The following is a 23,323-nucleotide window of genomic DNA, read 5'->3' on the forward strand; positions in this document are numbered from 1 at the left end:
CGACCGCGGCGGGGCCTTCCCTGGCCCCGCACTACGGACGTGGGTTAACGCAGCTCGTCGGGAATCTCGATGCCGGCTTCGTCGTAGTAGCGCACGGCACCGGGATGCAGGGTGCCGGCGATCTGGCCGATCATGTCGTGGGTGATGCCGCCCCACCAGGCGGTCTCATCCGCCATGGCGTCGCGCCGCTCCCAGAAGGTCTTGGTCAGGGTGTAGGCGGTCTCCTCGTCCATGCCGGTCGTGGTGTAGGCGATAACCGGCAGCGAGGTGGTCTCGACATCCTGCTCAACGCCGGGATAGGTGCCGGCCGGAATGGTCTGTCGCGCCGCGCCGGTCTGCTCGATCTGCTCGTCGGTGAGGCTGACCAGGCTGATCGCCATGCTGGCGGCGGTTTCGATCACGTTGGGCGTGGGGAAGGAGCTGGCCGTGACAAAGGCATCGATCTGGCCGTTCTTCAACGCATCAGGGCCGCTGCCGATCTCGGCGTTGGCCACGCGGACCCTGTCCAGCAGCTCGAACAGTTCCAGGTAGCGCTCCGCCTCACGGGCGCCGAAGGTCCCCCGCCCGATCAGGATGTGCTTGCCTTCGAGATCCTCGAGGCCGATGACGCCATCGCCACCGGCCACCACGAAGTGCATGGTGATGGAGGGAATCGGGAACAAGCCGCGAATCTCCTGGAAGCGCGGATTCTGCCGCTCGGCGAAGGGCCCCTCGCCGGCCATGGCCTGTTCGACCAGCCCCGGCGGCGTGGTGAACACATAGTTGCCCTGGCGCGCCATCACTTCCATGACGTTCTGCACCGAGCCTTGGCTCTCCTCCAGGGTGATGACAATCTCGCCCTGGGTGCCCCTGCGCATGGCCTCGGAGAGTTCGACCCCCATCTGGTAGTAGGCGGTGCCTGCCGAAGCCGACTTGTAGGTGACCCGAGTCTCGGCCTGGGCGGAAAGCGCGGCGGCGCCCAGCAGTACGGCGGTGGCCGAAGCCAGCAGCGTGCGGGTGAAGGTGGGCTTGCGAATCGTCATGTGAAGACTCCCTTGAGTGTCCAGAATCGCGTTGCGATCTCGTTGTTGTGGTCGGAATGACGTTGTTATGAGGAAACGTCGATATAATGCAGGTTTTTGGGCTGAAGGGAAAATCGGACACCTCATGCGTACCACGGCCGTGCTCGGCGGTGCCGGAGGCATCGGCAGCGCCATCGCTACTACCCTGCTGCAGTCGGGAGATCACGTCTATCTGCTGGACCGGGAAGCTCAGCGGGAAACGGCAAGCACGCTGGTGGCCGCCTGGCCCCGGCGCTGCACCTTCCTGTCCTGCGACCTCGCCAACCCCGACAGTATCGCCCACGCCTTCGCCACCATCGAGGCGGCAGGTACGGGGCTTGCCGTCTGCATCAACGCAGCTGGAGTGATTCAACGGGGGCGCTTCGTCGACGTCAGCGTCGCAAGCCTTGGGGAAATGCTGGCGGTGAACATCAGCGGCGCCTACATCGCGCTGCAGGCCGCCGCCCGCCAGATGATCGCCGACGGCGGTGGACGCATCGTGATCGTCGCCTCGGCCCATGGCCTGCGCACCACCGCCGAGCGCTCGGCCTACGCCATGTGCAAAGGCGCCATGCTGTCGCTTGCCCGGGCGCTGGCGGTGGAACTCGGCCCCCACGGCATCCTGGTCAACGCCGTGGCGCCGGGCCCGGTCAGCGCCGGGATGCAGGACGCCGAGTCCGAGTCACGCAGGCGCTGGCAGGCGGCTACCCCGCTCGGCCGGGTGGCCAGCGCCGACGAAGTGGCGCGCACGGTCGCCTTCCTGGCCTCGGCCGACAACACCTTCATCAGCGGCGAAACGCTGGTGGTCGACGGCGGCGCCAACGTGTCCCTGTAGCGCCGCCGCCGCCATCGTCAGATGGCGAATGCCACCCTGGCTACGTCCTTGTAACGCTTGGCGAAGTGCACGGTGAAGCCCTCCTTGAGGAAGTCGGGCAGCTCGTCGTAGTCGCGGCGGTTGGCCTCGGGCAGGATCACTTCGAAGATCTTGCTGCGCCGGGCGGCGATGATCTTCTCGCGAATGCCGCCCACCGGCAGCACCTGCCCGGTGAGGGTCAGCTCGCCGGTCATCGCCAGCGGCCGGTCGATGGCCTGGTGGCGGGCCAGCGACAGCAGCGCCGTGGTCATGGTCACCCCGGCCGAGGGGCCGTCCTTGGGCGTGGCGCCTTCCGGCACGTGCAGGTGCACGAAGGCCGAATCGAAGAAGTCGGCATCGGCACCGTACTCGGCCAGATGCCCCAGCGTGTAGCTGTAGGCGATGTTGGCCGACTCCTGCATCACCTCGCCGAGCTTGCCGGTGAGCTTGAAGCCGCGAGTCAACGAGTGCACCTTGCCAGCCTCCACCGGCAGCGTGGCGCCACCCATCGAGGTCCAGGCCAGTCCGGTGACCACCCCCTCTCCCTTGAGCACCTGCTCCTGGCGGAACAGCGGTGCCCCGAGGTACTCCTCCAGATTCTTGACCGAGATGCGCACCGACTCCTGGCCACCTTCCAGCAGCTTCACCGCCGCCTTGCGCACAATGCTGTGGAGCTGCTTCTCGAGCTGGCGCACCCCGGCCTCGCGGGCGTAGCCCTCGATCACCTGACGCAGCGCCGCCTCGGTGAGGTTGATGCGCCGCCGCGGGATCCTGTCGCGTTCGAGCAGCTTGGGCCAGAGATGATTCTTGGCGATCGCCACCTTCTCCTCGGCGATATACCCCGACAGGCGAATCTGCTCCATGCGGTCGAGCAGCGGCCCCGGGATCGAGTCGAGGGTGTTGGCGGTGCACACGAACAGCACCTTGGAGAGATCCAGGCGCACGTCGAGGTAGTGATCGAGGAAGTCGACGTTCTGCTCAGGGTCGAGCACCTCGAGCAGGGCCGAGGCGGGGTCGCCCTGGAACGACTTGCCCAGCTTGTCGATCTCGTCGAGCATGATCACCGGGTTCTCGACCTCGACCTCCTTGAGCGCCTGCACCAGCTTGCCGGGCATGGCGCCGACGTAGGTGCGCCGGTGGCCCTTGATCTCGGCCTCGTCGCGCATGCCACCCACCGAGAAGCGATAGAACTCCCGCCCCAGCGCCTCGGCAATAGAGCGCCCGACGGAGGTCTTGCCCACCCCGGGCGGGCCGACCAGCAGCAGGATCGAGCCGCCCACATCGCCCTTGAAGGTGCCTTCGGCGAGGAACTCGATGATGCGCTCCTTGACGTCCTTGAGGCCGTCGTGGTCGCGGTCGAGCACCGTGCGCGCATGCGCCAGGTCGAGCTGGTCCTGGCTGCGTACGCCCCACGGCATCGAGGTGAGCCAGTCGAGGTAGTTGCGCGTGGTGCCGTATTCCGGCGAGCCGGTCTCCAGCACCGAGAGCTTGTCGAGCTCCTCCTCGATGCGGGTCAGCACCTTGGGCGGCACGACGAGGCCCTCGAGACGGTCGCGGAAGGTGTCGACGTCGTTCTCGCGGTCGTCCTTGGAGATGCCCAGCTCGCGCTGGATCACCTTGAGCTGCTCGCGCAGGAAGAACTCGCGCTGGCGCTCCTGCATCTGGGCGTTGACCTGCTCGCTGATCTCGCTCTGCAGCTGAGCGACGTCGATCTCCTTGCGCAGCAGCGGCAGCACCTTCTCCATGCGCGTCTGCACCGGCAGGGTCTCGAGCACGGTCTGCAGCTCGCGGCCCTTGGCCGAGGTGATGGCGGCGGCGAAGTCGGTCAGCGGCCCCGGCTCGTGGGGGCTGAAGCGGTTGAGGTAGTGCTTGAGCTCCTCGCCGTACAGCGGGTTGATCGGCAGCAGCTCCTTGATGCCGTTGATGATCGCCATGGCGTAGGCACGGGTCTCATCCTCGTCGGCCTTGACCGGCTCGCGGGGGTAGCTGACCTCGACCAGGTAGGGCGGCTTCTTCGACAGCCAGCGCTGGATGCGGAAGCGGCGCAGGCCCTGGGCGATGAACTGCAGCTGCCCCTCCTCGCCGTGCAGCTTGTGCACCTTCACCGCCGTGCCGATCTCGGGAAAGTGGTCGTGGCCCAGCTCGTCCACCGCGGTATCACCGACGAACGCCACCCCCAGCGTGTGGTGCGGCGTGTTGCCGACGCGGCGCATGGTCTCCTCCCAGCGCTCGCGGTTGATCACCAGCGGCTGGACCTGGGCCGGGAAGAACGGGCGATTGTGGATGGGCAACAGATAGATACGCTCGGGCAGATACTCGCTGGCCGGCACCACGGCATGGGCCAGCTCCTCGATCTCACCGTCGGAGCGCAGGCTGTCATCCGCGTCTCCTCTCGCCTGGGGTGCGTTGCGCTCGTCCTGCTCGTGATCGCTCATGAAGTCCTCGTGCTGACGCAATGGAAGCCGATGCTCATGGCACAGGGAATGCGGGCGAAGGGGCCCGACTTCAAGTCATCGAGGCCGGCCGAAAGGCCGCAAGAGAAGGCCACCTGCCCGAGCGCCCCACGCCCGCGTGGGCCTGCAGCCTGTCGTGAGGCCTGCCATGTAGCCCTGCATGCAGCCCTGCACGAAGTCCCACGCGGTGACAGCCGGGCGATAGGCGGGGTCGCTCAATGGCGCCAGAGCGGCGGCAGCGGGCGGCTGTTGACGCGCACCTGGCCGCGGCCGATGTCGATCTCCAGGGTACGAGTATCCAGCGGCAGGCCGAGCCACAGCGCCGCCACGGTGGGCAGCTCGTGCCAGGTAAAGTCGCCGTCGAGGCGGCGCCGCCAGCGCTGCTGCATGTCCGGGTCATCCAGCGCCAGCAGGCTCAGCTCGTCGAGCCGGCGCGCGTCGAGGAACAGCGCGCCGTCGAGGCGGGCCGCTAGCCCCATCATCGGGCTCTCCAGCTCCAGCCGTGACAGGTCGAGGCGCGGCGAGTCCTGCAGCACTTGCAGCAGCTGCGGTTCGAGGTCCGCCAGCAGGTCATCTCGCCCGACCTCATGGTGGCCGCTCGCCGCCAGCTCACGCAGCCGCTTCATGGTGGCGCGGAGCGCGTCGGCGTTGAGGCGCGACAGCTCGGCGCTCAGCTGGCCGGTCAACAGCACCTGCTCAGCGGTATGCACCTCGCCGAGATCGAGGTCCAGGCGCATCCGCAGCTCGCGGTCGTCGAGCACGATGCGGTTGGCCAGCTGCAGGTTGCTGGCATCGAGCCGCAGTTGGGGCTGCTGCCAGGTCAGCGAGGCGAGCTGGAGGAAGTCCTCCTGGGTGAACGAGTAGGCACCTTCGGTGTAGGCGTAGTGGCTGTTGAGCGTGGCAGGGCCGATCTCGAGCTGGGCCACGCCATCGGAGAGCCGCCAACCGTCGAGCTGGGCGCGCAGCCGCCAGTTGCCCTGCTCACCGCTGAAGCGCAGCCGTCCGCCGGCGAACACGAGCTCGCGCTCCTGCTGGGTGATGCGCAGCGGCGCGAGTTGCAGGCCACCCTCCAGGGTGCCGCTCAGGGTGCGGTAGCTGGCTTCCCACAGCGGCGGCGTGGTGGGCAGCGAGTCGCCGAACAGGCGCACGCCGTCGGGGCCATGGCGCACCACCGCCTCGCCGTCCAGGTGGGTGCTGAGCACGCCGTGGCTGGCCCGGTAGCTCAGCTCGAGGTGCCAGAGCTCGCCCAGCAGCGGCGCCAGGTGGATCAACCCGCTGGAGGTCCACCACCCCTGCTCCACCTCCGAGCGCAGCACGCCAAACTCCCCGCGTGCATCGAGGTCGCTGAGCAGGCGCCGCATCTCACGTTCGAAAACCCAGCTAGAGATGGCCTGGCCGATCAGCCAGAGCAAGAGCACGACCGCCAGCAGCGGGACGATGAGACGTTCCTTGCGCATTGCTCGGCCTCCTAGAAGTTAACCGCCGGCCACCCCTTATACCCTAATGCAGCCAGAGCCACAGGTGCATGGTGCTCCAGGCATAGATGCCCGCCAGCACATCGTCGATCATGATGCCGAAGCCGCCCGCCACGCGCCGATCCGCCCAGCGAATCGGCCAGGGCTTGACGACATCGAAGATGCGAAAGAGCACGAATCCCCACAGCGCCGCTTCCCACGAGAACGGCACCGCCGACATGGTGATCCAGTAGCCGACGAATTCGTCCCACACGATGCCGGAATGGTCGTGCACGCCCAGGTCGCGGGAAGTCTTGTCGCACAGCCAGACGCCAACCACGAAGGAGACCGCCACCAGGCCGAGGTACCAGGTGAGCGGCAGTTCGGAGATCAGCCAGAAGAAGGGAATGGCCGCCAGGGTCCCGAAGGTACCCGGCGCCCAGGGCACGGCACCGCTGCCGAGCCCGAAGGCGAAGAAGTGAACCGGGCGTCGCCAGACGCTCTGGGGGGCACGATTCATGGGGCCTCTCCGAAGTGCTGCCAGCCGCCCAGGCCAGGCGCCGCGACCCCGCGCAGCCCCGGCTCGGCGGTGACCCGGCCGATCGGCGTCAGGCTCAGCCCCAGCGCCGCCAGGGCCTGAGTGGCGCTGGCGAGGTACGCCTGCGGCAGGCTCACCAGCAGCTCATAGTCGTCGCCGCCGGCCAGTACCGCACGTCGCGCTGCCGCCTCACCCAGCGCCTCGCCGAGCCCCTCGGCTGCGGGCAACGCCGCCTCGTCCAGCGTGGCGCCCACGCCGGAGGCCACCAGTACGTGGCCAAGGTCGGCCAGCAGGCCGTCGGAAACGTCGATGGCCGCCGAGGCCAAGCCCACCAGCGCCTGGCCAGCCGCCAGCCGCGGCTGGGGCAGCAGGTAGCGGCGCAGCAGCGGATGGGCAAGATCACGCTCGCCGCGCTGCCACAGGGCCAGGCCGCCGGCGCCGCCCCCCAGCGCGCCGGTCACCGCCAGCACCTCGCCGGGACGTGCGCCACCACGGGTCAGCGCACCCACGGCCGGCACTTCGCCCAGCACGGTCACGCCCACGGCCAGCTCGCCGCGGGTCACATCGCCCCCCACCAGCGCGGTACCGGTGGCGTCGCACAGGGCGTGGAAACCTTCGGAGAACGCCGCCACCCAGGCTTCGTCGGGTGCCTCGAGGGTCAGCGCCATCAGGCACCAGCGGGCTGTGGCGCCCATCGCCGCCAGGTCGCTCAGGCTGACCGCCAGGGCACGATGCCCGATGGCCGCGGGCGGCGCTTCGGCGGGAAAATGCACGCCGGCCACCGAGGTATCGACGCTGGTCGCCAGCTGCTGCCCCGGCTGCGGGGCCAGCAGCGCACAGTCGTCGCCCACGCCTAGCGCCACGCCCGCCGCCGCGGACGGTGGGGCAGGCGTGAGGTAGCGTGCGATCAGGTCGAACTCCCCGGCGGCCACTGGGCGGCTTCCTCAGCGACGCCGGGCGCTCACCTCGGCGCTGCGCAGCCGGGTGGCCAGCTTGTCGAGGATGCCATTGACGTACTTGTGGCCATCGGTGGCGCCGAAGGACTTGGCCAGCTCGACCCCTTCATTGATCACCACGCGATAGGGCACCTCCATGCGGCGCGACAGCTCGTAGGTGCCCAGGCGCAGGATGGCCAGTTCGATGGGATCGAGATCCTGGAGGCGACGGTCGAGCAGCGGCGAGATGGCCGCATCGAGGTCGCTGCGCAGGCGCACCACGTTGTGCAGCAGCTCGTGGAACAGGGCCAGGTCGGCGATCTGCATCACCTTGGCCCAGTTCTCGTGATCCTCCAGGTCGTCGTCGGGCACCTGGCTGCGGAACTCAGCCTCGATGGAGGTGACCGACTTGCCGGTCAGCTGCCATTGATAGAGCCCCTGCACGGCCAGCTCGCGCGCGGCGCGGCGCGCCTGCTGGCCGGCGGAAGGGGCGCGCTGCGGGCGCGATGTGCTCATGCCTCTTCCCCGCTGTCATCGGCGAAGCCGCGCAGCAAGGACACCATCTCCATGGCGGCCATGGCGGCTTCGGCGCCCTTGTTGCCGGCCTTGGTGCCGGAGCGCTCGATAGCCTGCTCGATAGAGTTGACCGTCAGCACGCCGTTGGCGATGGGGGTGTCGAACTCGAGCTGCAGGTTGCCCAGCGCCGCGTTGCAGCCGCCGGCCACGTATTCGAAATGCGGCGTGCCGCCGCGAATCACCGCACCCAGGGCGATCACCGCGTCCGGGCGCGCCACCTGCAGCGCGCGCTTCACCGCCAGCGGTAGCTCCCAGGCGCCCGGCACGTGAACGATGTCGATATTCGTCGCGTCCACGCCGTGACGCACCAGACTGTCCACGGCGCCTTCCACCAGGCTATCGACCACATGGTGATTGAAGCGGCCCACCACGATCACGTAGCGTCCATCGACGTCGACGAAGTTGCCTTCCAGTTGAGACAGGGTATGCATGAGATTCTTCCTGCTGAAACGGTTGAGACCTGCGCTGGCGTGCCGGAGCCGCCTAGCCGTCTTCGCTGGCCGACGCGGCGTCAGGCGAGATGAGTTCCACCACCTCGAGATCGAAGCCGGAAAGGGCCGAGAACTTCCACGGCGAGCTGAGCAGCCGCATGCGACCGACGCCAAGGTGACGCAGGATCTGCGAACCGGTGCCGATCGTCAGGTAGTTGCCGGCGCCGTCGGAGTCGCTGGTGCGCGGCAGGCGGCGGCGTTCGAGAAAGACTTCGAGCTGGTCGCGGAAATCCTGGTGCGGGCGGCCATCGTCGAGCAGCACGAACACGCCGTGCTCGGCACGGGCCACCTCTTCCAGGGCGCTGTGGGTGGTCCAGTTGCGGCTGGCACCCTTCTGCAGCCCCAGCAGGTCGCGCATGGTGTCGGCCAGGTGCACCCGCACCGTGGTGAGGGCTTCCGGCGAAGGCTGACCCTTGACCAGCGCCACGTGGTGGGCGCCCTGTATCCTGTCGCGGAACACATGCAGCGTGAGCTCGCCCACCGCCGTGTGTACCGGGGTCGACTCCACCGGCTCGATGGTCTGCTCGTTGTGGATGCGGTAGTGGATCAGGTCAGCGATGGTGCCCATCTTCAGGCCATGCTCGGCGGCGAAGCGCTCGAGCTCGGGCCGGCGGGCCATGCTGCCGTCGTCGTTCATGATCTCGCAGATCACGCCGCTGGGGTCGCAGCCGGCCAGGGCGGCGAGGTCGCAGGCCGCCTCGGTGTGGCCCGCCCGGCGCAGCACGCCGCCCGGCTCGGCCATCAGCGGGAAGATGTGGCCCGGCTGCACGATGTCCTCGGCGCGGGCGTTGCGCGCGGCGGCCACCTGGACGGTGCGAGCACGATCGGCGGCGGAAATGCCGGTGGTCACCCCTTCGGCCGCCTCGATGGAGAGCGTGAACTTGGTGCCGAAGCCGGAGCCGTTGTCACTGACCATAAGCGGCAGCTTGAGCCGCTCGCAGCGCTCGCGGGTCATGGGCATGCAAATCAGGCCACGCGCATGGCGTGCCATGAAGTTGATGTGCTCCGCCGTGACCTTCTCGGCGGCCATGATGATGTCTCCCTCGTTCTCACGATCCTCATCGTCCATGAGGATCACCATCTTGCCCTGACGAATATCCTCGACCAGGTCCTCGATGGGCGCCAGGCCCCCGCGGGAAGAATACATGGAAACTCCGAATGATCAGCTTGGGAATGGGCGATGCTGGCTCGCCGTGAGGCGCGCTGACGTCGACACCCCGCCTCGAATGGGCGTCAGGGTACCTTGGCGCGGCTTCGGGCGCCAGTAGGGAGCACCTTGGCGCGGCTTCGGGCGCCAGTAGGGAGCACCTTGGCGCGGCTTCGGGCGCCAGTAGGGAGCACCTTGGCGCGGCTTCGGGCGCCAGTAGGGAGCACCTTGGCGTGGCTTCGGGCGCAGTTGAGAAGCCTCCTAACGCCTCGGCGATTCAGCCTGACCTGCAGGCCGCGCCGTGATCCGCCAGTCGCGTCCGAAGGCGCGAATGTCGAGTATCTCCAGCGGGCGCTGCTGGGCCATGCGCGTCAGCCCCGGCAGGGCGAACAGCGGGCGCGCCTCGCCGCCGAGCAGGGTCGGCGCCACGAACAGCTGCATCTCGTCGACCAGACCGGCGTCCAGCATGGCCCCGGCCAGGGTCGCGCCCGTCTCCAGCAGCACCTCGTTGGCCTGCTCGTGCTCCGCCAGGTGCTCTAGCAAGGCATGCAGGTCCACGCGCCCGCCCTGATCGCTGGGCATGACCACCACCTCGGCCCCGGCAGCCTCCAGCCGCCTACGCCGCTGCGGGTCATGGCCGGAGACGGTGGCCACCAGGGTGCGCCCCGGTTCGCGCAGGCAGGCGGCAGCCTGGGGCAGGCGCAGGTGCGTATCGACCACCACCCGCAGCGGCTGGCGGCTGGCAATGGCCTCCGCGTCGGCCAGGTCCAGCTGGTCGGGCCGCACGGTCAGGCGTGAATTGTCGAAGATCACCGAATCGACCCCGGTAAGGATTGCGCTTGCGCGCGCCCGCAGGCGCTGCACCGCACTGCGCGCCTGGGGGCCGGTGATCCACTGCGACTCGCCCGACTCCATGGCGGTACGGCCATCTAGGCTCATGGCCATCTTCAGCCGCACGAAGGGGCGCCCCAGGGTCATGCGCGAGATGAAGCCGGAGTTCAGCGCTCGCGCCTCTTCTTCCAGCAGCCCCACCTCAACCTCGATGCCCGCCTCGCGCAGCATGGCGATGCCACGACCGGCGACCTGCGGATTGGGGTCCTGCATGGCCACCACTACCTTGCTCACGCCGGCATCGATCAGCGCCACCGCGCAGGGGCCGGTGCGGCCATGGTGGGAGCAAGGTTCCAGGGAGACGTAGGCAGTGGCCAGCCGGGCCGCCTCGCCGGCCATGCGCAGGGCGTGCACCTCGGCATGAGGCTCGCCGGCGCGCTCATGCCACCCTTCGCCCACCAGGCGGCGCTGCTTGACCAGCACACAGCCGACCCGCGGGTTGGGATGGGTGGTATAGAGGCCGCGGCGGGCCAGGGCTATCGCCCGGGCCATCCAGGCGGCGGGTGTCGGCGTCGACATGGCGTATCCTGCGAGTCAGGCGGGTTCAGGGCAAGGGGGCGGCTCAGCGCTCCGGCTCGTCGACATGGCCCGACGAGAACCCGGGCTCCTGGGAGAGCCGGTCGATCTCGGCGCGAAACTCGTCGACATCCTGGAAGCGGCGGTACACCGAGGCAAAGCGGATGAAGGCCACCTGGTCGAGGCGCTTGAGCGCCTCCATGACGGCCTCGCCGATGTCGCGCGCCTGGATCTCGCGCTCGCCGCTGGCGCGCAGCCGCTGGCGAATACGCTCGACGGCGGCCTCGATCGCCTCCGCGCTGACGGGACGCTTCTCCAGCGCCCTTAGCATGCCGGCACGCAGCTTCTGCTCATTGAAGGATTCGCGCGAGCCGTCGGCCTTGACCACCCGCGGCATCACCAGCTCGGCGGTTTCATAGGTGGTGAAGCGCTCGCCGCAGGCGGTGCACTGGCGGCGACGGCGAACCTGGTCGCCTTCGGCCACCAGGCGGGAGTCGGTCACGCGTGTGTCATGGGCGCCACAGAAGGGGCAGTGCATGGTTTCGATCCGAACGCTGAGCGGGGCGACGTATGCGTCGCGCAGGGCTACGGCTATCAAGTGTTCCGCATTGTACCTGCTCGCCCGCTATGCGCCCAGTTCTGACCCGGCCATCCCTTCTCGCGCCCTACCCTGCCGGCTATGAGGTGGCGATTAGTGGGCGTGGCCGTGGTGAGCGTGGGCCGCGTCGTCCACGGCCTGCACGGAAACACGGGCCACCGGGGCGTCCAACGCCTGGCGCCGGCCATCCTCGAACACCAGCTCGATAGCCACCGGCTCCCCTTCCACCAGGGGCTGCGTCAGGCCGATCAGCATCAGGTGCAGCCCGCCCGGAGCCAGCGTGGCCGAACCGCCGGGGGGGATCGTGATGTCGGCGATGCGGCGCATCTGCATGACGCCGTCCACGTCGACATGGTGGTGCAACTCCAGCGCCGCGGCGGCGGGCGACGCTGCCTCCACCAGCCGGACCTCGGCGTCGCCCGGGTTGTGCAGCACCATGAAGGCCGCCGAGGCTTCGGCCCCCGGCGGAACGGCGCGTACCTGGGCCTGCTCGATAGCCAGCGGCTCAGCCAGCACGGGCAGCGAGAGCAGGGAAAGGCCGAGCGCGGCCAGCAGCGAACGAGGCTTCATCATGCAGGGTTCCTGTGTGGTAACGTGGCGCCAGTCGGCCAGGCGATAGCATCGAGAAGTCGTGCCCAGCCCGGCCTGTAGAAGCTTACCCATGACGGCCGCCAGGCGCACCAGGGTGCGTCATGTCGCCACAGCGTGCCACACCAGGATTCCGGCCAGGTTGACGGCCCTGCCGGCCAGCAAGCCGGGCGCTGCCGCTTCGTTCAGGTTCACGTACACGCACACCACGAGGACACTCCATGGCCCTACGCCCCACGCTGCTTGCCGCCACGCTGGCGGCACTCGCCCTGCCGATCACGCTTCCCATGGCCATTTCCGCGCATGCCGAGAGCTGGCCCGCGCCGATCCAGGCCCTGGTCGACGAGGGCCTGCAGATCCATGGCGAATTCGACGCGCCGGAGGGGCTGCAAGGCTACGCGGCCAGCCACCAGGGGAGCGAGATGACGCTCTTCCTCACCGCCGACGGCGAGCATGCCATCGTCGGCACCCTGGTCGACGCCGAAGGCAACGACCTCTCGGAAGCCCCCCTCGAGACGCTGGTGCGCGCGCCCCTTGATGCGCAGCTATGGCAGGACCTGGAGCAGAGCCACTGGATCCAGGACGGCGATCCGGCGGCGCCCCGGGTCCTCTACACCTTCACCGACCCCAACTGCCCCTACTGCGTGCGGTTCTGGGAGATGGCCCGCCCCTGGGTCGAGGCAGGCGAGGTGCAGCTGCGCCATGTCATGGTCGGCATCCTGCAGCCAAACAGCCCGGCCAAGGCGGCGGCGCTGCTTGGCGCCGACGACCCGGCCGCTGCGCTGCACAACCACAGCGAGGGCGAGAGCATCGCCCCCTCGGCGCAGCCCCGCGAGATCGAGGACCAGGTCTACCGCAACAACCAGCTGTTCGACGCCCTGGCCCTGCTCGCCACCCCGACCACCTTCTATCGCGACGGCACGCGGGTGGAGGTGCTGCAGGGCATTCCCGACTCCCAGCGCCTGCACGAGGCCATGGGCGGCGAGCAGCCCTGACGAGAAGCGCCCCGCCCGGGCGCGATGGCTCGGGCGGGGCGGCTATCAGCCAGTCGAAGCGGCTGGTGGGGTTAAGGGCAAGGCGTCATGGATGGGACGGGATCAACGAGCGGGAATTGCCCGGGCCAGGAACCAGCCGGCCACCATGGTGACCAGCATGGCCAGCAGCGGCGCGGTAAGCCCCGCCACCGAGGCGATGGCAGGCCCCGGGCAGTAGCCGGAAAGCCCCCAGCCGATGCCGAACAGCGCGGCGCCGCCGATCAGCCGGCCGTCCAGGTCCTGGCGGGTGGGCAGCTGGAAGGTTTCGCCGAACATTGGCCGCTCCTGGCGGAACACCAGCCGATAGCCGATGAAGGTGGTCACCACGGCACCGCCGAGCACGAACATCAGGGTTGGATCCCAGGCACCGAAGAGATCGAGGAAACCGAGCACCCGGGCGGGATCGGTCATGCCGGCGAGCGCCAGCCCCAGGCCGAACAGCAGCCCGGCGATATACCCCATGACGGTTTTCATGCGCCACCTCCCAGCACGTGCCGTACGACATAGACGGTGACGATGGCGCACACCAGGAACGTCAGCGTGGCCACCATCGAGCGCGGCGAGAGCCTGGCCAGGCCGCATACGCCGTGGCCGCTGGTGCAGCCGCTGCCCAGGCCGGTGCCCACGCCGACCAGCAGCCCGGCCAGCAGCATCAGGGGCACGCCGCCCGCCGGCTGGCCCACCACCGCACCGGGCTCGCCGGCCACGTTGCCAAGCTGCCCGCCCAGCAGCATCAACAGCAGCGGGCCGCTGACCAGGCCCAGCACGAAGGCCAGGCGCCAGGCGCTGTCGCCCTTGGGCAGGGCCGTTACCAGGCCGCCAACGATGCCGCTGATACCGGCAATGCGGCCAAGGGTGGCCATCAGCCATACGGCCGACAGCCCGATCATCACGCCGCCTAGCAAACCTTGCAGGCTTGAACTCCAGTCCATGCTCACTCCTTCTGTTTCGGTCAAAGTCAGGATTAGGTGGGGATTTCCGCCGTGCCCCGTGCGACCTGGCCGCAGCGGCTCCCCAGTGCCGTGTTGTCGCGCAGCGCGCGCCAGGCGTCGTAGGTGCTCAGGAAGACCTGCCCGGTCAGGGCTTGGCAGAAGGCGGTGTGCTGCAGGCGGTCCATCACCGGCCCCTTCACCTCGGCCAGGTGCAGGCGCACGCTGGCGTCCTTCAGGCGCGCATTGATCGCCTCCAGGCTCTCCAGCGCCGAGGCGTCGATCACGTTCACCGCCTGGCAGGCCAGCACGATGTGCTCGAGGCCCGGCTGGCGCGCGGCAAGCTCCATCACGGTGTCCTCCAGGTAGCGCGCATTGGCGAAATAGAGGCTTTCGTCGACCCGCAGGATCGCCAGGCGCGGGTCGGTCTCGACACGGTGCCGCTGCACGTTGCGAAAGTGCTCGGTGCCCGGCACGCGGCCCACGATCGCGCTGTGCGGACGACTGGTGTAGTAGAGGTGCAGCGCCAGCGAGAGCCCCACCCCGGCCAGGATGCCGCTTTCCACCCCGTGCGCCAGGGTGACGCCGAGGGTGGCCAGCATGGCGGCCGCATCGCAGCGCGAGTAGGCCCAGGTCCGCTTGATGGCCGGCAGGTCCACCAGCGAGAGCACCGCCACGATGATGGTCGCGGCCAGGGTGGCGATGGGCAAGTACGCGATCAGCGGCGTCAGCAGCAGCGCTGCCAGGGCGATGCCCACCGCGGTGAAGGCCCCTGCCGCCGGCGTTTCGGCACCGGCGTCGAAATTGACCACCGACCGGGCGAAGCCCCCCGTCACCGGCATTCCCCCGGTGAAGGACGCGGCGATATTGGAGGTGCCCAGCCCCACCAGCTCCTGGTCCGGGTCGATACGCTGGCGCCGCTTGGCGGCCAGGGTCTGGCCCACCGAGACCGACTCGACGAAACCGACGAGGCTGATCAGCAGTGCCGCCATGAACAGCTCGCGCCACAGCCCGATATCGCCACCGGGGAGGGTGAGCGGCGGCAGGCCCGCCGGCACCGTCCCCACCACGGCCACCCCGAGGGCATCGAGCCCCAGCCCCCAGGTCGCCAGGGTGGTCACGAGCACGGCGAGGATCGGCGCGGCCTTGGTCAGCATGTCCGCCGGGCGTGGCGCCACCCCCAGGCGCAGCAAGGCCGGCTTCAGCCAGCGGCGTGCCGCATACAAGAACGCCAGCACGCCAAGCCCGATCGCCAGAGTCGGGCCGTTGAACCCAGGCACGCTGCCGGCCAGGCTTGTCGCCAGTTCCAGCAGGTTGTGGCCGGAGGCCTCCACGCCCAGCACGTGCTTGAGCTGGCTGGCCGCGATGATCAGCCCCGAGGCGGTGATGAACCCCGAGATCACCGGATGGCTCAGGAAGTTGGCCAGAAAGCCCAGCCGCGCCAGCCCCATCAGCGTGAGGATCAGCCCCGACAGCAGCGCCAGCACCAGGGCGGCACCCAGGTACTCGGGCGAACCCTGGGGGGCGACCTGGCCCACCGCGGCTGCGGTCATCAGCGACACCACCGCTACCGGCCCCACCGCCAGGGTTCGGCTGGTGCCGAACACGGCGTAGGCCAGCAGCGGGGCAATGCTGGCGTAGAGGCCGACTTCCGGCGGCAGCCCGGCCAGCATGGCGTAGGCCAGCGACTGCGGAATCAGCATGATCGTGACGATCACCGCCGCCAGCAGGTCGCGGGACAGGGCGAGCCGGCCGTAGCCGGGCAGCCACTGCAGGATCGGGAAGTAGCGCTTCGGGTTCATGCCGCGTCCTCAGAACCGGTTGATCGGCACCTTGAGGTAGACCTGGCCGTTCTCCTCGGGCGGCGGCAGGTGCCCGGCGCGCATGTTCACCTGCACCGACGGCAGGATCAGCTTCGGCATGTCGAGGGTTTCATCGCGCTCGGTGCGCATCTTGACGAACTCATCCTCGCTGATGCCTTCGTGGACATGCACGTTGTGCGCACGCTGCTCGGCCACGCTGGTGACGTGGCGATACTCCTCCCGGCCAGGCGCCTTGTAGTCATGGCACAGGAAAAGGCGCGTCTCGTCCGGCAGCGCCAGCACCTTCTGGATGGATCGGTAGAGCGTGCGGGCATCGCCGCCAGGGAAATCGCAGCGGGCGGTGCCGTAGTCGGGCATGAACAGGGTGTCGCCGACGAAGGCGGCATCGCCGATCACATAGGTCAGGCACGCCGGGGTATGCCCCGGGGTATGCAGCACGCGCCCTTCCAGGCTACCGATGGCGAAGGTATCGCCCTCTTCGAACAGGCGGTCGAACTGGCTGCCGTCGCGGGCGAACTCGCTGCCGGCGTTGAAGGCCTTGCCGAAGATCTCCTGCACCTCGACGATCCTGGCGCCGATGCCGGTCTTGCCGCCCAGCGCCTCGTGAAGGTAGGGCGCGGCGGAAAGGTGGTCGGCATGTACGTGGGTTTCGAGAATCCACTCGACGGTGAGCCCCTCGTGCCGGATGAAGGCGATGATCTCATCGGCCGAACGCACGTCGGTGCGACCGGCGGCGTAGTCGAAGTCCAGCACCGAGTCGAGGATGGCGCAGGCCTTGCTATCCGGGTCTTGCACCACATAGCTGAAGGTGTTGGTGGGCTCGTCGAAGAAGGCGGTGACGATGGGGCTTGCAGACATCGGTTGGGTCATGGGTCGCTCCTCCATAAAAAATGGGCCACTCATGGAGACAGCTTATCATGGGATTGGTTCTAACGTTATTCTATATAGAAATATTACGAATGCAGATATGGACGAAATGAGCATGCCTAGTACGACGAAGCCCGCTGCAGGAGCGGGCTTCGTTGTAAAGGCACGTGTGCCTCAGCGCTTCAGCTTGCAGGTATTGATACCCAGCAGCTGGTACGCGGGGCAGAAGTTGAACAAGCCGGTGGCCAGCGGCAGCACACCGATCCAGCCCCAGGCGCCGATGACGCCCGTGATGGCCAGGCCGATCAATACGGCACCAACCACGATCCGCAGGATCTTGTCGATACCGCCTACGTTGGTCTTCATGCGATGCACCTCACAAGGTTGGCGTTCAGAAGCTGAACAAGGCTCTTCGGATCGCGCATCATTTCGGCGATCGTCCCAGCGGCCAGAATCAGGGTCGTCTTGATTTTAGAATACTTCACGAACCCCTTGCCGACCTGCGGCAAGGGGTCGCAGCTTGATTTGCATCAAGCCATAGGAAGGTCGTTAGAGTATCACCTGGTCACCGAAGGCAGGCACTTCGGCGTCGATGCCGCTTTCGGCCAGGGCGGCCTTGAGCACCGCCTGGGCCATTGGCTCACCGTGCACCAGGTAGAAGCGCGGCTGGTTGCGGAAGGCACCGGCCCAGCCGATCAGCTGGCTCTGCCCGGCATGGGCTGAGAAGCCGCCGATAGTATGCAGCCTGGCCTTCACCTGCAGCTCCTTGCCCAGCACCCGCACCTTCTCGGCCCCATCGACCAGCTGGCGGCCCAGCGTGCCGGCGGCCTGGAACCCGACAATCACCAGGCGGGTATTGGGCTTCTCCAGGTTATAGCGGAAGTGATGCACGATACGCCCGCCGCTGCACATGCCGGCCCCAGCGATGATGATCGCTCCACCATGGATGCGGTTGATCGCCATCGACTCCTCCACCGTGCGGGTCATTCGCAGGATCGGCAGGTAGCGGCTGATGTCGCCGCTAGCAGCGATGTTGAGCACCTTGAGGTCGTCGGGGTCCAGCCACTTGCGCGCCCGCTGGTAGAGCTCGGTGACCTTGATCGCCATGGGGCTGTCGAGAAAGACCATCTGTTGGCGGAGCCGGCCCTCGTGGTAGAGCACGCTGAGGTGATAGAGAATCTCCTGGGTACGCCCCACGGCGAAGGCGGGAATCAATACGTTGCCGCCCGCCTCATGGGCCTCCTCCAGCACCTTGGCGAACTCCGCGAGGGTCTCCTCAAGGGGGCGATGGTCTCGGTCGCCGTAGGTGCTCTCCATCAGTACCAGGTCGGCTTCGTAGAGCTTTTCCGGCTCTTTCATCAGCACCGAGCTGGGGTTGCCCAGATCGCCGGAAAACACTAGGCGCTTCGTCTGCCCCCCGGAAGGAATCGCCAGTTCGACAATCGCCGAACCCAGGATATGGCCCGCATCGCGGAATACCAGCGTCACGCCCCCGGGCAGTTGAACGGGCTGGCCATAGCCCTGCGACTTGCACCGTCTCAGGGTGCGCTCCACGTCCTCCATCTCGTAAAGAGGTTCGATCAGCGGTTTGTCGTTGCGCTTGCGCCACTTGTTCTCCCATTCGACGTCCTTGGCCTGGATGAAGGCGGCATCCGCCAGCATGATGTCGAGCAGGTCGCGCGTTCCTCGAGTGCAGTAGATGGGGCCGTCGTAGCCCTCGCGGACCAGCTTGGGCAGCAGCCCGGCATGGTCGAGATGGCCATGGGAGATGACCACCGCATCGAGCTGTTTCGCCAGGCCGGCGAAAGACGCCTCGTTGGCTTCGTCCGCCTCCTTGCCCCCCTGGTGGAGGCCGCATTCCAGCAGTATTCGGTAGGTTCGCTCCGCCCCCTCGACCTCGATCAGGTAACGAGAGCCGGTGACCTCCCCCACGGCACCTTGAAACGTCAACGTCGACATCATCCCTTCCTTATCAGAGCCCTGCGGGTTCTAGTGAGGATACCCCAATGCCATCATCTTGCTACCGGCAAAAACATGGCCTCGGTCAACCCTTGGGACGGTTAGCGTGACACACCTCACACACAGCCTATGAGCGCTCTACTGCCAGGCCGACCCCTTTTCACCAACGACTTACAAGCGAAAGCGTAACTCTCACCCCACTTCGATGTTGCAAAACTTTACAAACGGGCAAATGATTGTGCCAGGGCCAACCTGCAGCAGCAGCCAGGCCCTTCGCAATGCTGCGCCAACAGTACCGCCAAACCTGCAGTGATGCAGGGACGGAAAGCCACGGGTCTCACCGAGACAGCCGGGCTGCCTGAAAAGGGCGCCTTGAAAAATGAAGAAAAATACAAGGCGGCGGACGGGCATCGAGTCGACTCATGCCTGTTTCACCTGTACGCATCAGGCATATGAGGATCTAACGAAATGACTTCCTTTTCAGCGTTTCTCGGCGACACCTCGCTGGCTAGCCAAAACGTCTTCTCCAAGGAATACACGGCGTGGCTCAGCGGTGTCGTACTCGACGACCCAGGCGTCATCGCCTGGCTGCAGACCCAGCTCGACGACGGCCAGCTCGAGGCCTTCCAGCAAGGCGAGTTCAAGGTGGAGCTCAATCAAAACAGCACCGACGGTGCCCCCTATCTCACTTTCGGTGAGCTTGGCAGCTACGCTCTGACAGAGCTGTTCAGCGGCGACAAGAGCTCCATGGAATGGACGAAGGGAAAGGCCACCCAAGAGCGCTGGTTCTTCGAAAGCTATTCCGTGCCCGGCGGCGAGGCTGAGAATCAGGCGCCGACCGATATTCGGTTGACCCTGGACCTGGATTTTGCTCAAGCCTTGTCGGGCTCGAACCCGAACGACAAGACACCGACAGGCGCCATCATCGGTAGCCTCTCCGCTGTCGATCCCGATGCGGGAGATACCCACAGCTTCCAGATCGTCGGCGGGGACGATCGCTTCGAGATCGTCCAGGGCGACCAGTTGAAGCTGAAGGACGGCGCCGCCATCAGCGAAAACGATGGCACGCTGGAAGTCACCATCGAAGTGACGGACAGCGAGTTCAATACCTACTACGAAACCTTCACCTTCACCGCGGGTTCAGCGGGCCAAGGCGGACCGTCGCGCGATAACGAGATTTCAGGCACCGAAGCCTCGGGAGACGGCCAGGAAGCAAGCCCGGTACTTGGCGACGATGTCATCTTCGGGTTCCGTGGAGAAGACACCCTCCAGGGCGGCAGCGGCGACGATATCCTGATCGGCGGCCATGGGAACGACATCCTGATCGGCGGAGCAGGCAACGACCAGCTGTTTGGCGGCAACGGCAGCGATACGCTCATCGGCGGCGCCGGCGACGACATCCTCTGGGGCGGCGCGGGCGCCGATACTTTCAAATGGATGCTGAACGACCAGGGCAGCGTTGACGCTCCCGCCGTCGATACGGTCATGGACTTCAGCAAGGTGGAAGGCGACAAGATCGACCTCAAGGACCTGCTAGGTGGCGATGCCGAGCTGCTCTTCACCGAAGTGGACGGCAAGGCCGAACTGCATATCGCAACCCAGGGCAGCGGCGTCGATCAGAAGATCGTTTTCGACAACGCCTCGCTTGCCGACCTGCAGCAAGCCTTCGGTGCCGCGGATGCAGCCAGCCTGGTGAACCACATGATCGAAAGCGGCAATCTTATCGTCGACTAAGCCAGCGGCTTGGCTTTCACTTTCGCGCATCAACAAAACGCCCCGCACCGTCTTCACGGTGCGGGGCGTGTCTTTCCAGAAGCTGGATGATCAGCGATAGACCGGGAAGCGCGCGCAGACGGCCTCGACCTTGCCCTTCACCTCGCCTTCAATACCAGCGGTATCCTCGCCCTTGGCCATGGTATCGAGAATGTCGCAGATCCAGCCGGCCAGGTCGCGGCACTCGGCTTCGCCAAAGCCACGCGTGGTCACGGCCGGGGTGCCGATGCGCAGGCCGGAGGTGACGAAAGGACTCTGCGGGTCGCCGGGCACGGCGTTCTTGTTGACGGTAATGTGGGCGCGACCCAGGGCGGCGTCCGCGTCCTTGCCGGTCAGGCCCTGCTTGATCAGCGAAAGCAGGAACAGGTGGTCTTCGGTGCCGCCGGACACCACGTCGTAGCCGCGCTCGATGAACACGCCGGCCATGGTCTGGGCGTTCTTCACCACCTGCTGCTGGTAGCGCTTGAAGCCAGGCTCCATGGCTTCCTTGAAGCACACCGCCTTGGCGGCGATGACGTGCTCCAGCGGGCCGCCCTGGCCACCGGGGAACACGGCGGACTGCAGCTTCTTCTCGATCTCGGCGTCGCCCTCGGCGGAGAGGATCAGGCCGCCACGCGGGCCACGCAGGGTCTTGTGGGTAGTGGTGGTGACCACGTGGGCGTGGGGCAGCGGGCTCGGGTAGATGCCGGCGGCCACCAGGCCGGCGATGTGGGCCATGTCGACCAGCAGATAGGCGCCCACCTCGTCAGCGATCTCGCGGAACTTGCTCCAGTCGATGATCTGGGAGTAGGCCGAGAAGCCGGCGATGATCATTTTGGGCTGGTGCTCGCGGGCCAGGCGTGCGACTTCCGCGTAATCGATGCGCCCGCTCTCGTCGATGCCGTACTGCACGGCATTGTAGTGCTTGCCGGAGAAGTTGGGCTTGGCGCCGTGAGTCAGGTGACCGCCGGCGTCGAGGCTCATGCCCAGCACGGTATCGCCCGGCTTGACCAGCGCCTGGAACACGGCGCTGTTGGCCTGTGAGCCGGAGTGTGGCTGCACGTTGGCGTAGCTGGAGCCGAACAGCTGGTTGGCGTAGTCGATGGCCAGCTGCTCGACGATGTCGACGTACTCGCAGCCGCCATAGTAACGCTTGCCGGGGTAGCCTTCCGCGTACTTGTTGGTCAGCTGGCTGCCCTGGGCCTCGAGCACGCGGGGGCTGGCGTAGTTTTCGGAGGCGATCAGCTCGATGTGAGCCTCCTGGCGCGCGACTTCCTTCTGCATCGCATCGAACAGGGCATCATCGAAACCGGCAATCGTCATGTCACGGCTGAACATCGGCGGAAAACCTCGTATCACGGGGAGAGTCAGATGCGCCATGATACCCCAGCCCATGACGCCTTTCACATGAAAGGCCATCATGGTGGGTTGCAGAAATACTCAAGCGAGGTTTAGCCGCTTCAGCGGGTCTCGACGCTCACCTGGAGCCGGGCGGGCAGGCCGAGCGGGTCGTCAAGCCAGCTGGCCAGCTGGCTCTCGGGCGGCAGCGTCAGGCGCAGCTCCAGCTCCTCGGCGCTGCCCTCCAGCAGGCTCACCAACCCCAGCAGCAGCTCCCGCACTTCGGGGCCGAACATCATGCCGAAGCCCTGGGCCTGGGTGCGTGCCTGCTCGATGTACTGGGCTTCGGTGACGCCTTCGAATGCCGCACCCAGGGTCGCCAGGCGCGTGAACAGGCCGCCATCGGCGAGATTCAGGCGCAGGTCGCCGCCCAGCAGCGTGGCCGCTTCCAGCCACTCCAGGTCGGCAAACAGGTCGGCGGGCGCGACCCCGTCGGGCAGGACCAGCGGCAGACGAACGTCGAAGGCCAGCCGCAGGGCGTCCCGCACGCTGAGCTGGCTGTCGCTGACCAGCACGCCATGCTCGCCCTGGGCCTGCCAGTTGGCCAGGAAGGCGGCGTCCAGCCGCAGCTCGCCGCTACCGTCGGTGAGCACGTTGCTGATCATGCGCAGCTGGGTGCGCTCCTCTTCCGGCGCCAGCGCGATCATTCGGGCCAGGTCGAGAAACAGCGACTCGACCTGCACGCCCCCCTTGCCGTCGCTGAAGTCGCCGTCCATGTCCAGGCGTGCCAGAGAGGCGGCCAGCGAATCGGTCAGCAGATCGAGGCCACGCAGCTCGAGCCTGGCCAGCTGTTCGTCACCGTCGCTGTCCAGGCCGGTCAATCCCTCGATGCGCAGCGACTCGAGGGTGAAGGAGGCGCTGCCGAGCTCGTCGACCTCGCTCAGTGTGCCCGCCACCCCGGCCACCTCGAACAGTTCGATAGCGGTGCCGGACAGGGATTTGCCGCGCACGCTGTCGACGGTGAGGCGCCCCTGGCCGCCGTACATCGGAGTGGCATAGAACAGATCGTCGGCCAGCTCGGAGCCGAGATCGAGCGCGATGCCGTCGATGGCGAGGCTGCCGATGCGCACCGCTTCGGCGGCCAGCGCGTCGTCCAGGGCGAAGACGGCGCGCGAGGGCTCGCCCAACACGATGCGCTCGGCGCTCATTAGCGTGAAGTCGGTCAACGCATCCTCGAGGCGCAGGCCTTCCAGCGTGACCTCGTCGGGTCGGTCGTAGTCGCCGCTGACCACGTAGCGGTCGATGAGCAGCCGCTCGCCTTCCGGCGTCTCGAAGCGAATGTCGTGGGCGCTGAGGCGCGAGCGCAGCAGCGCGCTGGAGACGTCGCCGATGGCCAGCGTTCCGTGGGCCCCGAACATGGCGCGCAGGTCGGCTTCCAGCCGCTTGGCATCGGCCGCCGCCAGGTTGGGCGCCACCAGCATGACCGCAGCGAGAGCGAGGCCGAACCTCGCCCTCTGATAGGGTGCCTTCATTGACGCCAC

Annotated in this window: 22 protein-coding genes and 1 riboswitch; of the genes, 3 read left to right on the forward strand and 19 right to left on the reverse strand. The window is 67.3% G+C overall.

The genetic code is table 11. From position 1 onward, the window contains the following. Nucleotides 1-44 precede the first annotated feature (44 nt). On the reverse strand, nt 45-1,022 hold the full coding sequence (locus ACT7B3_RS13040; protein WP_444677066.1) for a TAXI family TRAP transporter solute-binding subunit: 978 nt from the start codon (nt 1,020-1,022) through the stop codon (nt 45-47). 124 nt (nt 1,023-1,146) lie between these two features. On the opposite strand from ACT7B3_RS13040, the gene ACT7B3_RS13045 reads away from it, so the two are divergent. After that, the gene (locus ACT7B3_RS13045; RefSeq protein ID WP_445158221.1) at nt 1,147-1,875 is read left to right on the forward strand and encodes an SDR family NAD(P)-dependent oxidoreductase; all 729 of its coding nucleotides are present in this window, start codon (nt 1,147-1,149) and stop codon (nt 1,873-1,875) included. A 17-nt stretch (nt 1,876-1,892) separates the two neighbouring features. Here the strand turns inward: ACT7B3_RS13045 and lon are convergent, their stop codons facing one another. The 10 genes from lon to ACT7B3_RS13095 form a co-directional block, all read right to left on the reverse strand. After that, on the reverse strand, nt 1,893-4,328 hold the full coding sequence (gene lon / locus ACT7B3_RS13050; protein WP_445158222.1) for an endopeptidase La: 2,436 nt from the start codon (nt 4,326-4,328) through the stop codon (nt 1,893-1,895). A gap of 233 nt (nt 4,329-4,561) precedes the next feature. Beyond that, nucleotides 4,562-5,803, reverse strand: a complete 1,242-nt coding sequence (locus tag ACT7B3_RS13055; protein ID WP_444677064.1) for a DUF945 family protein — start codon at nt 5,801-5,803, stop codon at nt 4,562-4,564. A gap of 43 nt (nt 5,804-5,846) precedes the next feature. Next, complete coding sequence (locus ACT7B3_RS13060) at nt 5,847-6,320, reverse strand: phosphatidylglycerophosphatase A family protein (protein WP_445158223.1); 474 nt, start codon at nt 6,318-6,320, stop codon at nt 5,847-5,849. Continuing rightward, entirely contained in the window at nt 6,317-7,270 is a 954-nt protein-coding gene (gene thiL, locus ACT7B3_RS13065) for a thiamine-phosphate kinase (RefSeq protein WP_445158224.1), read from the reverse strand. The genes ACT7B3_RS13060 and thiL overlap by 4 nt, the downstream gene beginning before the upstream one ends. 12 nt (nt 7,271-7,282) lie before the next feature. Further along, on the reverse strand, nt 7,283-7,789 hold the full coding sequence (nusB, locus tag ACT7B3_RS13070; protein WP_445158225.1) for a transcription antitermination factor NusB: 507 nt from the start codon (nt 7,787-7,789) through the stop codon (nt 7,283-7,285). Continuing rightward, the gene (gene ribH / locus ACT7B3_RS13075; RefSeq protein WP_445158226.1) at nt 7,786-8,280 is read right to left on the reverse strand and encodes a 6,7-dimethyl-8-ribityllumazine synthase; all 495 of its coding nucleotides are present in this window, start codon (nt 8,278-8,280) and stop codon (nt 7,786-7,788) included. Before ribH ends, nusB begins: the two co-directional genes overlap by 4 nt. Nucleotides 8,281-8,332: 52 nt before the next feature. Then, entirely contained in the window at nt 8,333-9,487 is a 1,155-nt protein-coding gene (gene ribBA / locus ACT7B3_RS13080) for a bifunctional 3,4-dihydroxy-2-butanone-4-phosphate synthase/GTP cyclohydrolase II (protein ID WP_445158227.1), read from the reverse strand. A 261-nt stretch (nt 9,488-9,748) separates the two neighbouring features. Then, complete coding sequence (gene ribD / locus ACT7B3_RS13085; protein WP_445158228.1) at nt 9,749-10,897, reverse strand: bifunctional diaminohydroxyphosphoribosylaminopyrimidine deaminase/5-amino-6-(5-phosphoribosylamino)uracil reductase RibD; 1,149 nt, start codon at nt 10,895-10,897, stop codon at nt 9,749-9,751. Between the two features lie 43 nt (nt 10,898-10,940). Then, on the reverse strand, nt 10,941-11,432 hold the full coding sequence (nrdR, locus tag ACT7B3_RS13090; protein WP_444679294.1) for a transcriptional regulator NrdR: 492 nt from the start codon (nt 11,430-11,432) through the stop codon (nt 10,941-10,943). Between the two features lie 153 nt (nt 11,433-11,585). Next, a complete protein-coding gene (locus ACT7B3_RS13095) occupies nt 11,586-12,065 on the reverse strand; it encodes a copper chaperone PCu(A)C (RefSeq protein WP_445158229.1) in 480 nt (159 codons plus the stop codon). Between the two features lie 236 nt (nt 12,066-12,301). On the opposite strand from ACT7B3_RS13095, the gene dsbG reads away from it, so the two are divergent. Continuing rightward, the gene (gene dsbG / locus ACT7B3_RS13100) at nt 12,302-13,075 is read left to right on the forward strand and encodes a thiol:disulfide interchange protein DsbG (RefSeq protein ID WP_445158230.1); all 774 of its coding nucleotides are present in this window, start codon (nt 12,302-12,304) and stop codon (nt 13,073-13,075) included. A gap of 102 nt (nt 13,076-13,177) precedes the next feature. On the opposite strand, the gene ACT7B3_RS13105 is transcribed toward dsbG, so the two are convergent. The 6 genes from ACT7B3_RS13105 to ACT7B3_RS13130 form a co-directional block, all read right to left on the reverse strand. Continuing rightward, on the reverse strand, nt 13,178-13,588 hold the full coding sequence (locus ACT7B3_RS13105) for a DUF6691 family protein (RefSeq protein WP_444677057.1): 411 nt from the start codon (nt 13,586-13,588) through the stop codon (nt 13,178-13,180). Beyond that, a complete protein-coding gene (locus tag ACT7B3_RS13110) occupies nt 13,585-14,046 on the reverse strand; it encodes a YeeE/YedE family protein (RefSeq protein ID WP_444677056.1) in 462 nt (153 codons plus the stop codon). Before ACT7B3_RS13110 ends, ACT7B3_RS13105 begins: the two co-directional genes overlap by 4 nt. A 32-nt stretch (nt 14,047-14,078) precedes the next feature. After that, complete coding sequence (locus ACT7B3_RS13115) at nt 14,079-15,845, reverse strand: SulP family inorganic anion transporter (protein WP_445158231.1); 1,767 nt, start codon at nt 15,843-15,845, stop codon at nt 14,079-14,081. A 9-nt stretch (nt 15,846-15,854) separates the two neighbouring features. Then, nucleotides 15,855-16,724 (reverse strand): MBL fold metallo-hydrolase, encoded by an 870-nt coding sequence (locus ACT7B3_RS13120; protein WP_444679293.1) that lies wholly within the window; start codon nt 16,722-16,724, stop codon nt 15,855-15,857. A 183-nt stretch (nt 16,725-16,907) separates the two neighbouring features. Continuing rightward, on the reverse strand, nt 16,908-17,099 hold the full coding sequence (locus ACT7B3_RS13125) for a YgaP family membrane protein (protein WP_444677055.1): 192 nt from the start codon (nt 17,097-17,099) through the stop codon (nt 16,908-16,910). Between the two features lie 183 nt (nt 17,100-17,282). Then, nucleotides 17,283-18,692 (reverse strand): MBL fold metallo-hydrolase RNA specificity domain-containing protein, encoded by a 1,410-nt coding sequence (locus ACT7B3_RS13130; protein WP_445158232.1) that lies wholly within the window; start codon nt 18,690-18,692, stop codon nt 17,283-17,285. 287 nt (nt 18,693-18,979) lie between these two features. Next, nucleotides 18,980-19,054, forward strand: a riboswitch (cyclic di-GMP riboswitch). A 106-nt stretch (nt 19,055-19,160) separates the two neighbouring features. Here ACT7B3_RS13130 and ACT7B3_RS13135 point away from each other — a divergent pair. Next, a complete protein-coding gene (locus ACT7B3_RS13135) occupies nt 19,161-20,426 on the forward strand; it encodes a calcium-binding protein (RefSeq protein ID WP_445158233.1) in 1,266 nt (421 codons plus the stop codon). A gap of 90 nt (nt 20,427-20,516) precedes the next feature. Here ACT7B3_RS13135 and glyA read toward each other — a convergent pair whose 3' ends face one another. Then, nucleotides 20,517-21,782 carry a serine hydroxymethyltransferase gene (gene glyA / locus ACT7B3_RS13140; protein WP_444677050.1) on the reverse strand — a complete coding sequence of 422 codons (1,266 nt, stop codon included), beginning with the start codon at nt 21,780-21,782 and terminating at the stop codon, nt 20,517-20,519. Between the two features lie 122 nt (nt 21,783-21,904). Next, nucleotides 21,905-23,314 carry a hypothetical protein gene (locus ACT7B3_RS13145; RefSeq protein WP_445158234.1) on the reverse strand — a complete coding sequence of 470 codons (1,410 nt, stop codon included), beginning with the start codon at nt 23,312-23,314 and terminating at the stop codon, nt 21,905-21,907. Nucleotides 23,315-23,323 lie beyond the last annotated feature (9 nt).

It is taken from the genome of Halomonas sp. E14, assembly GCF_052568415.1.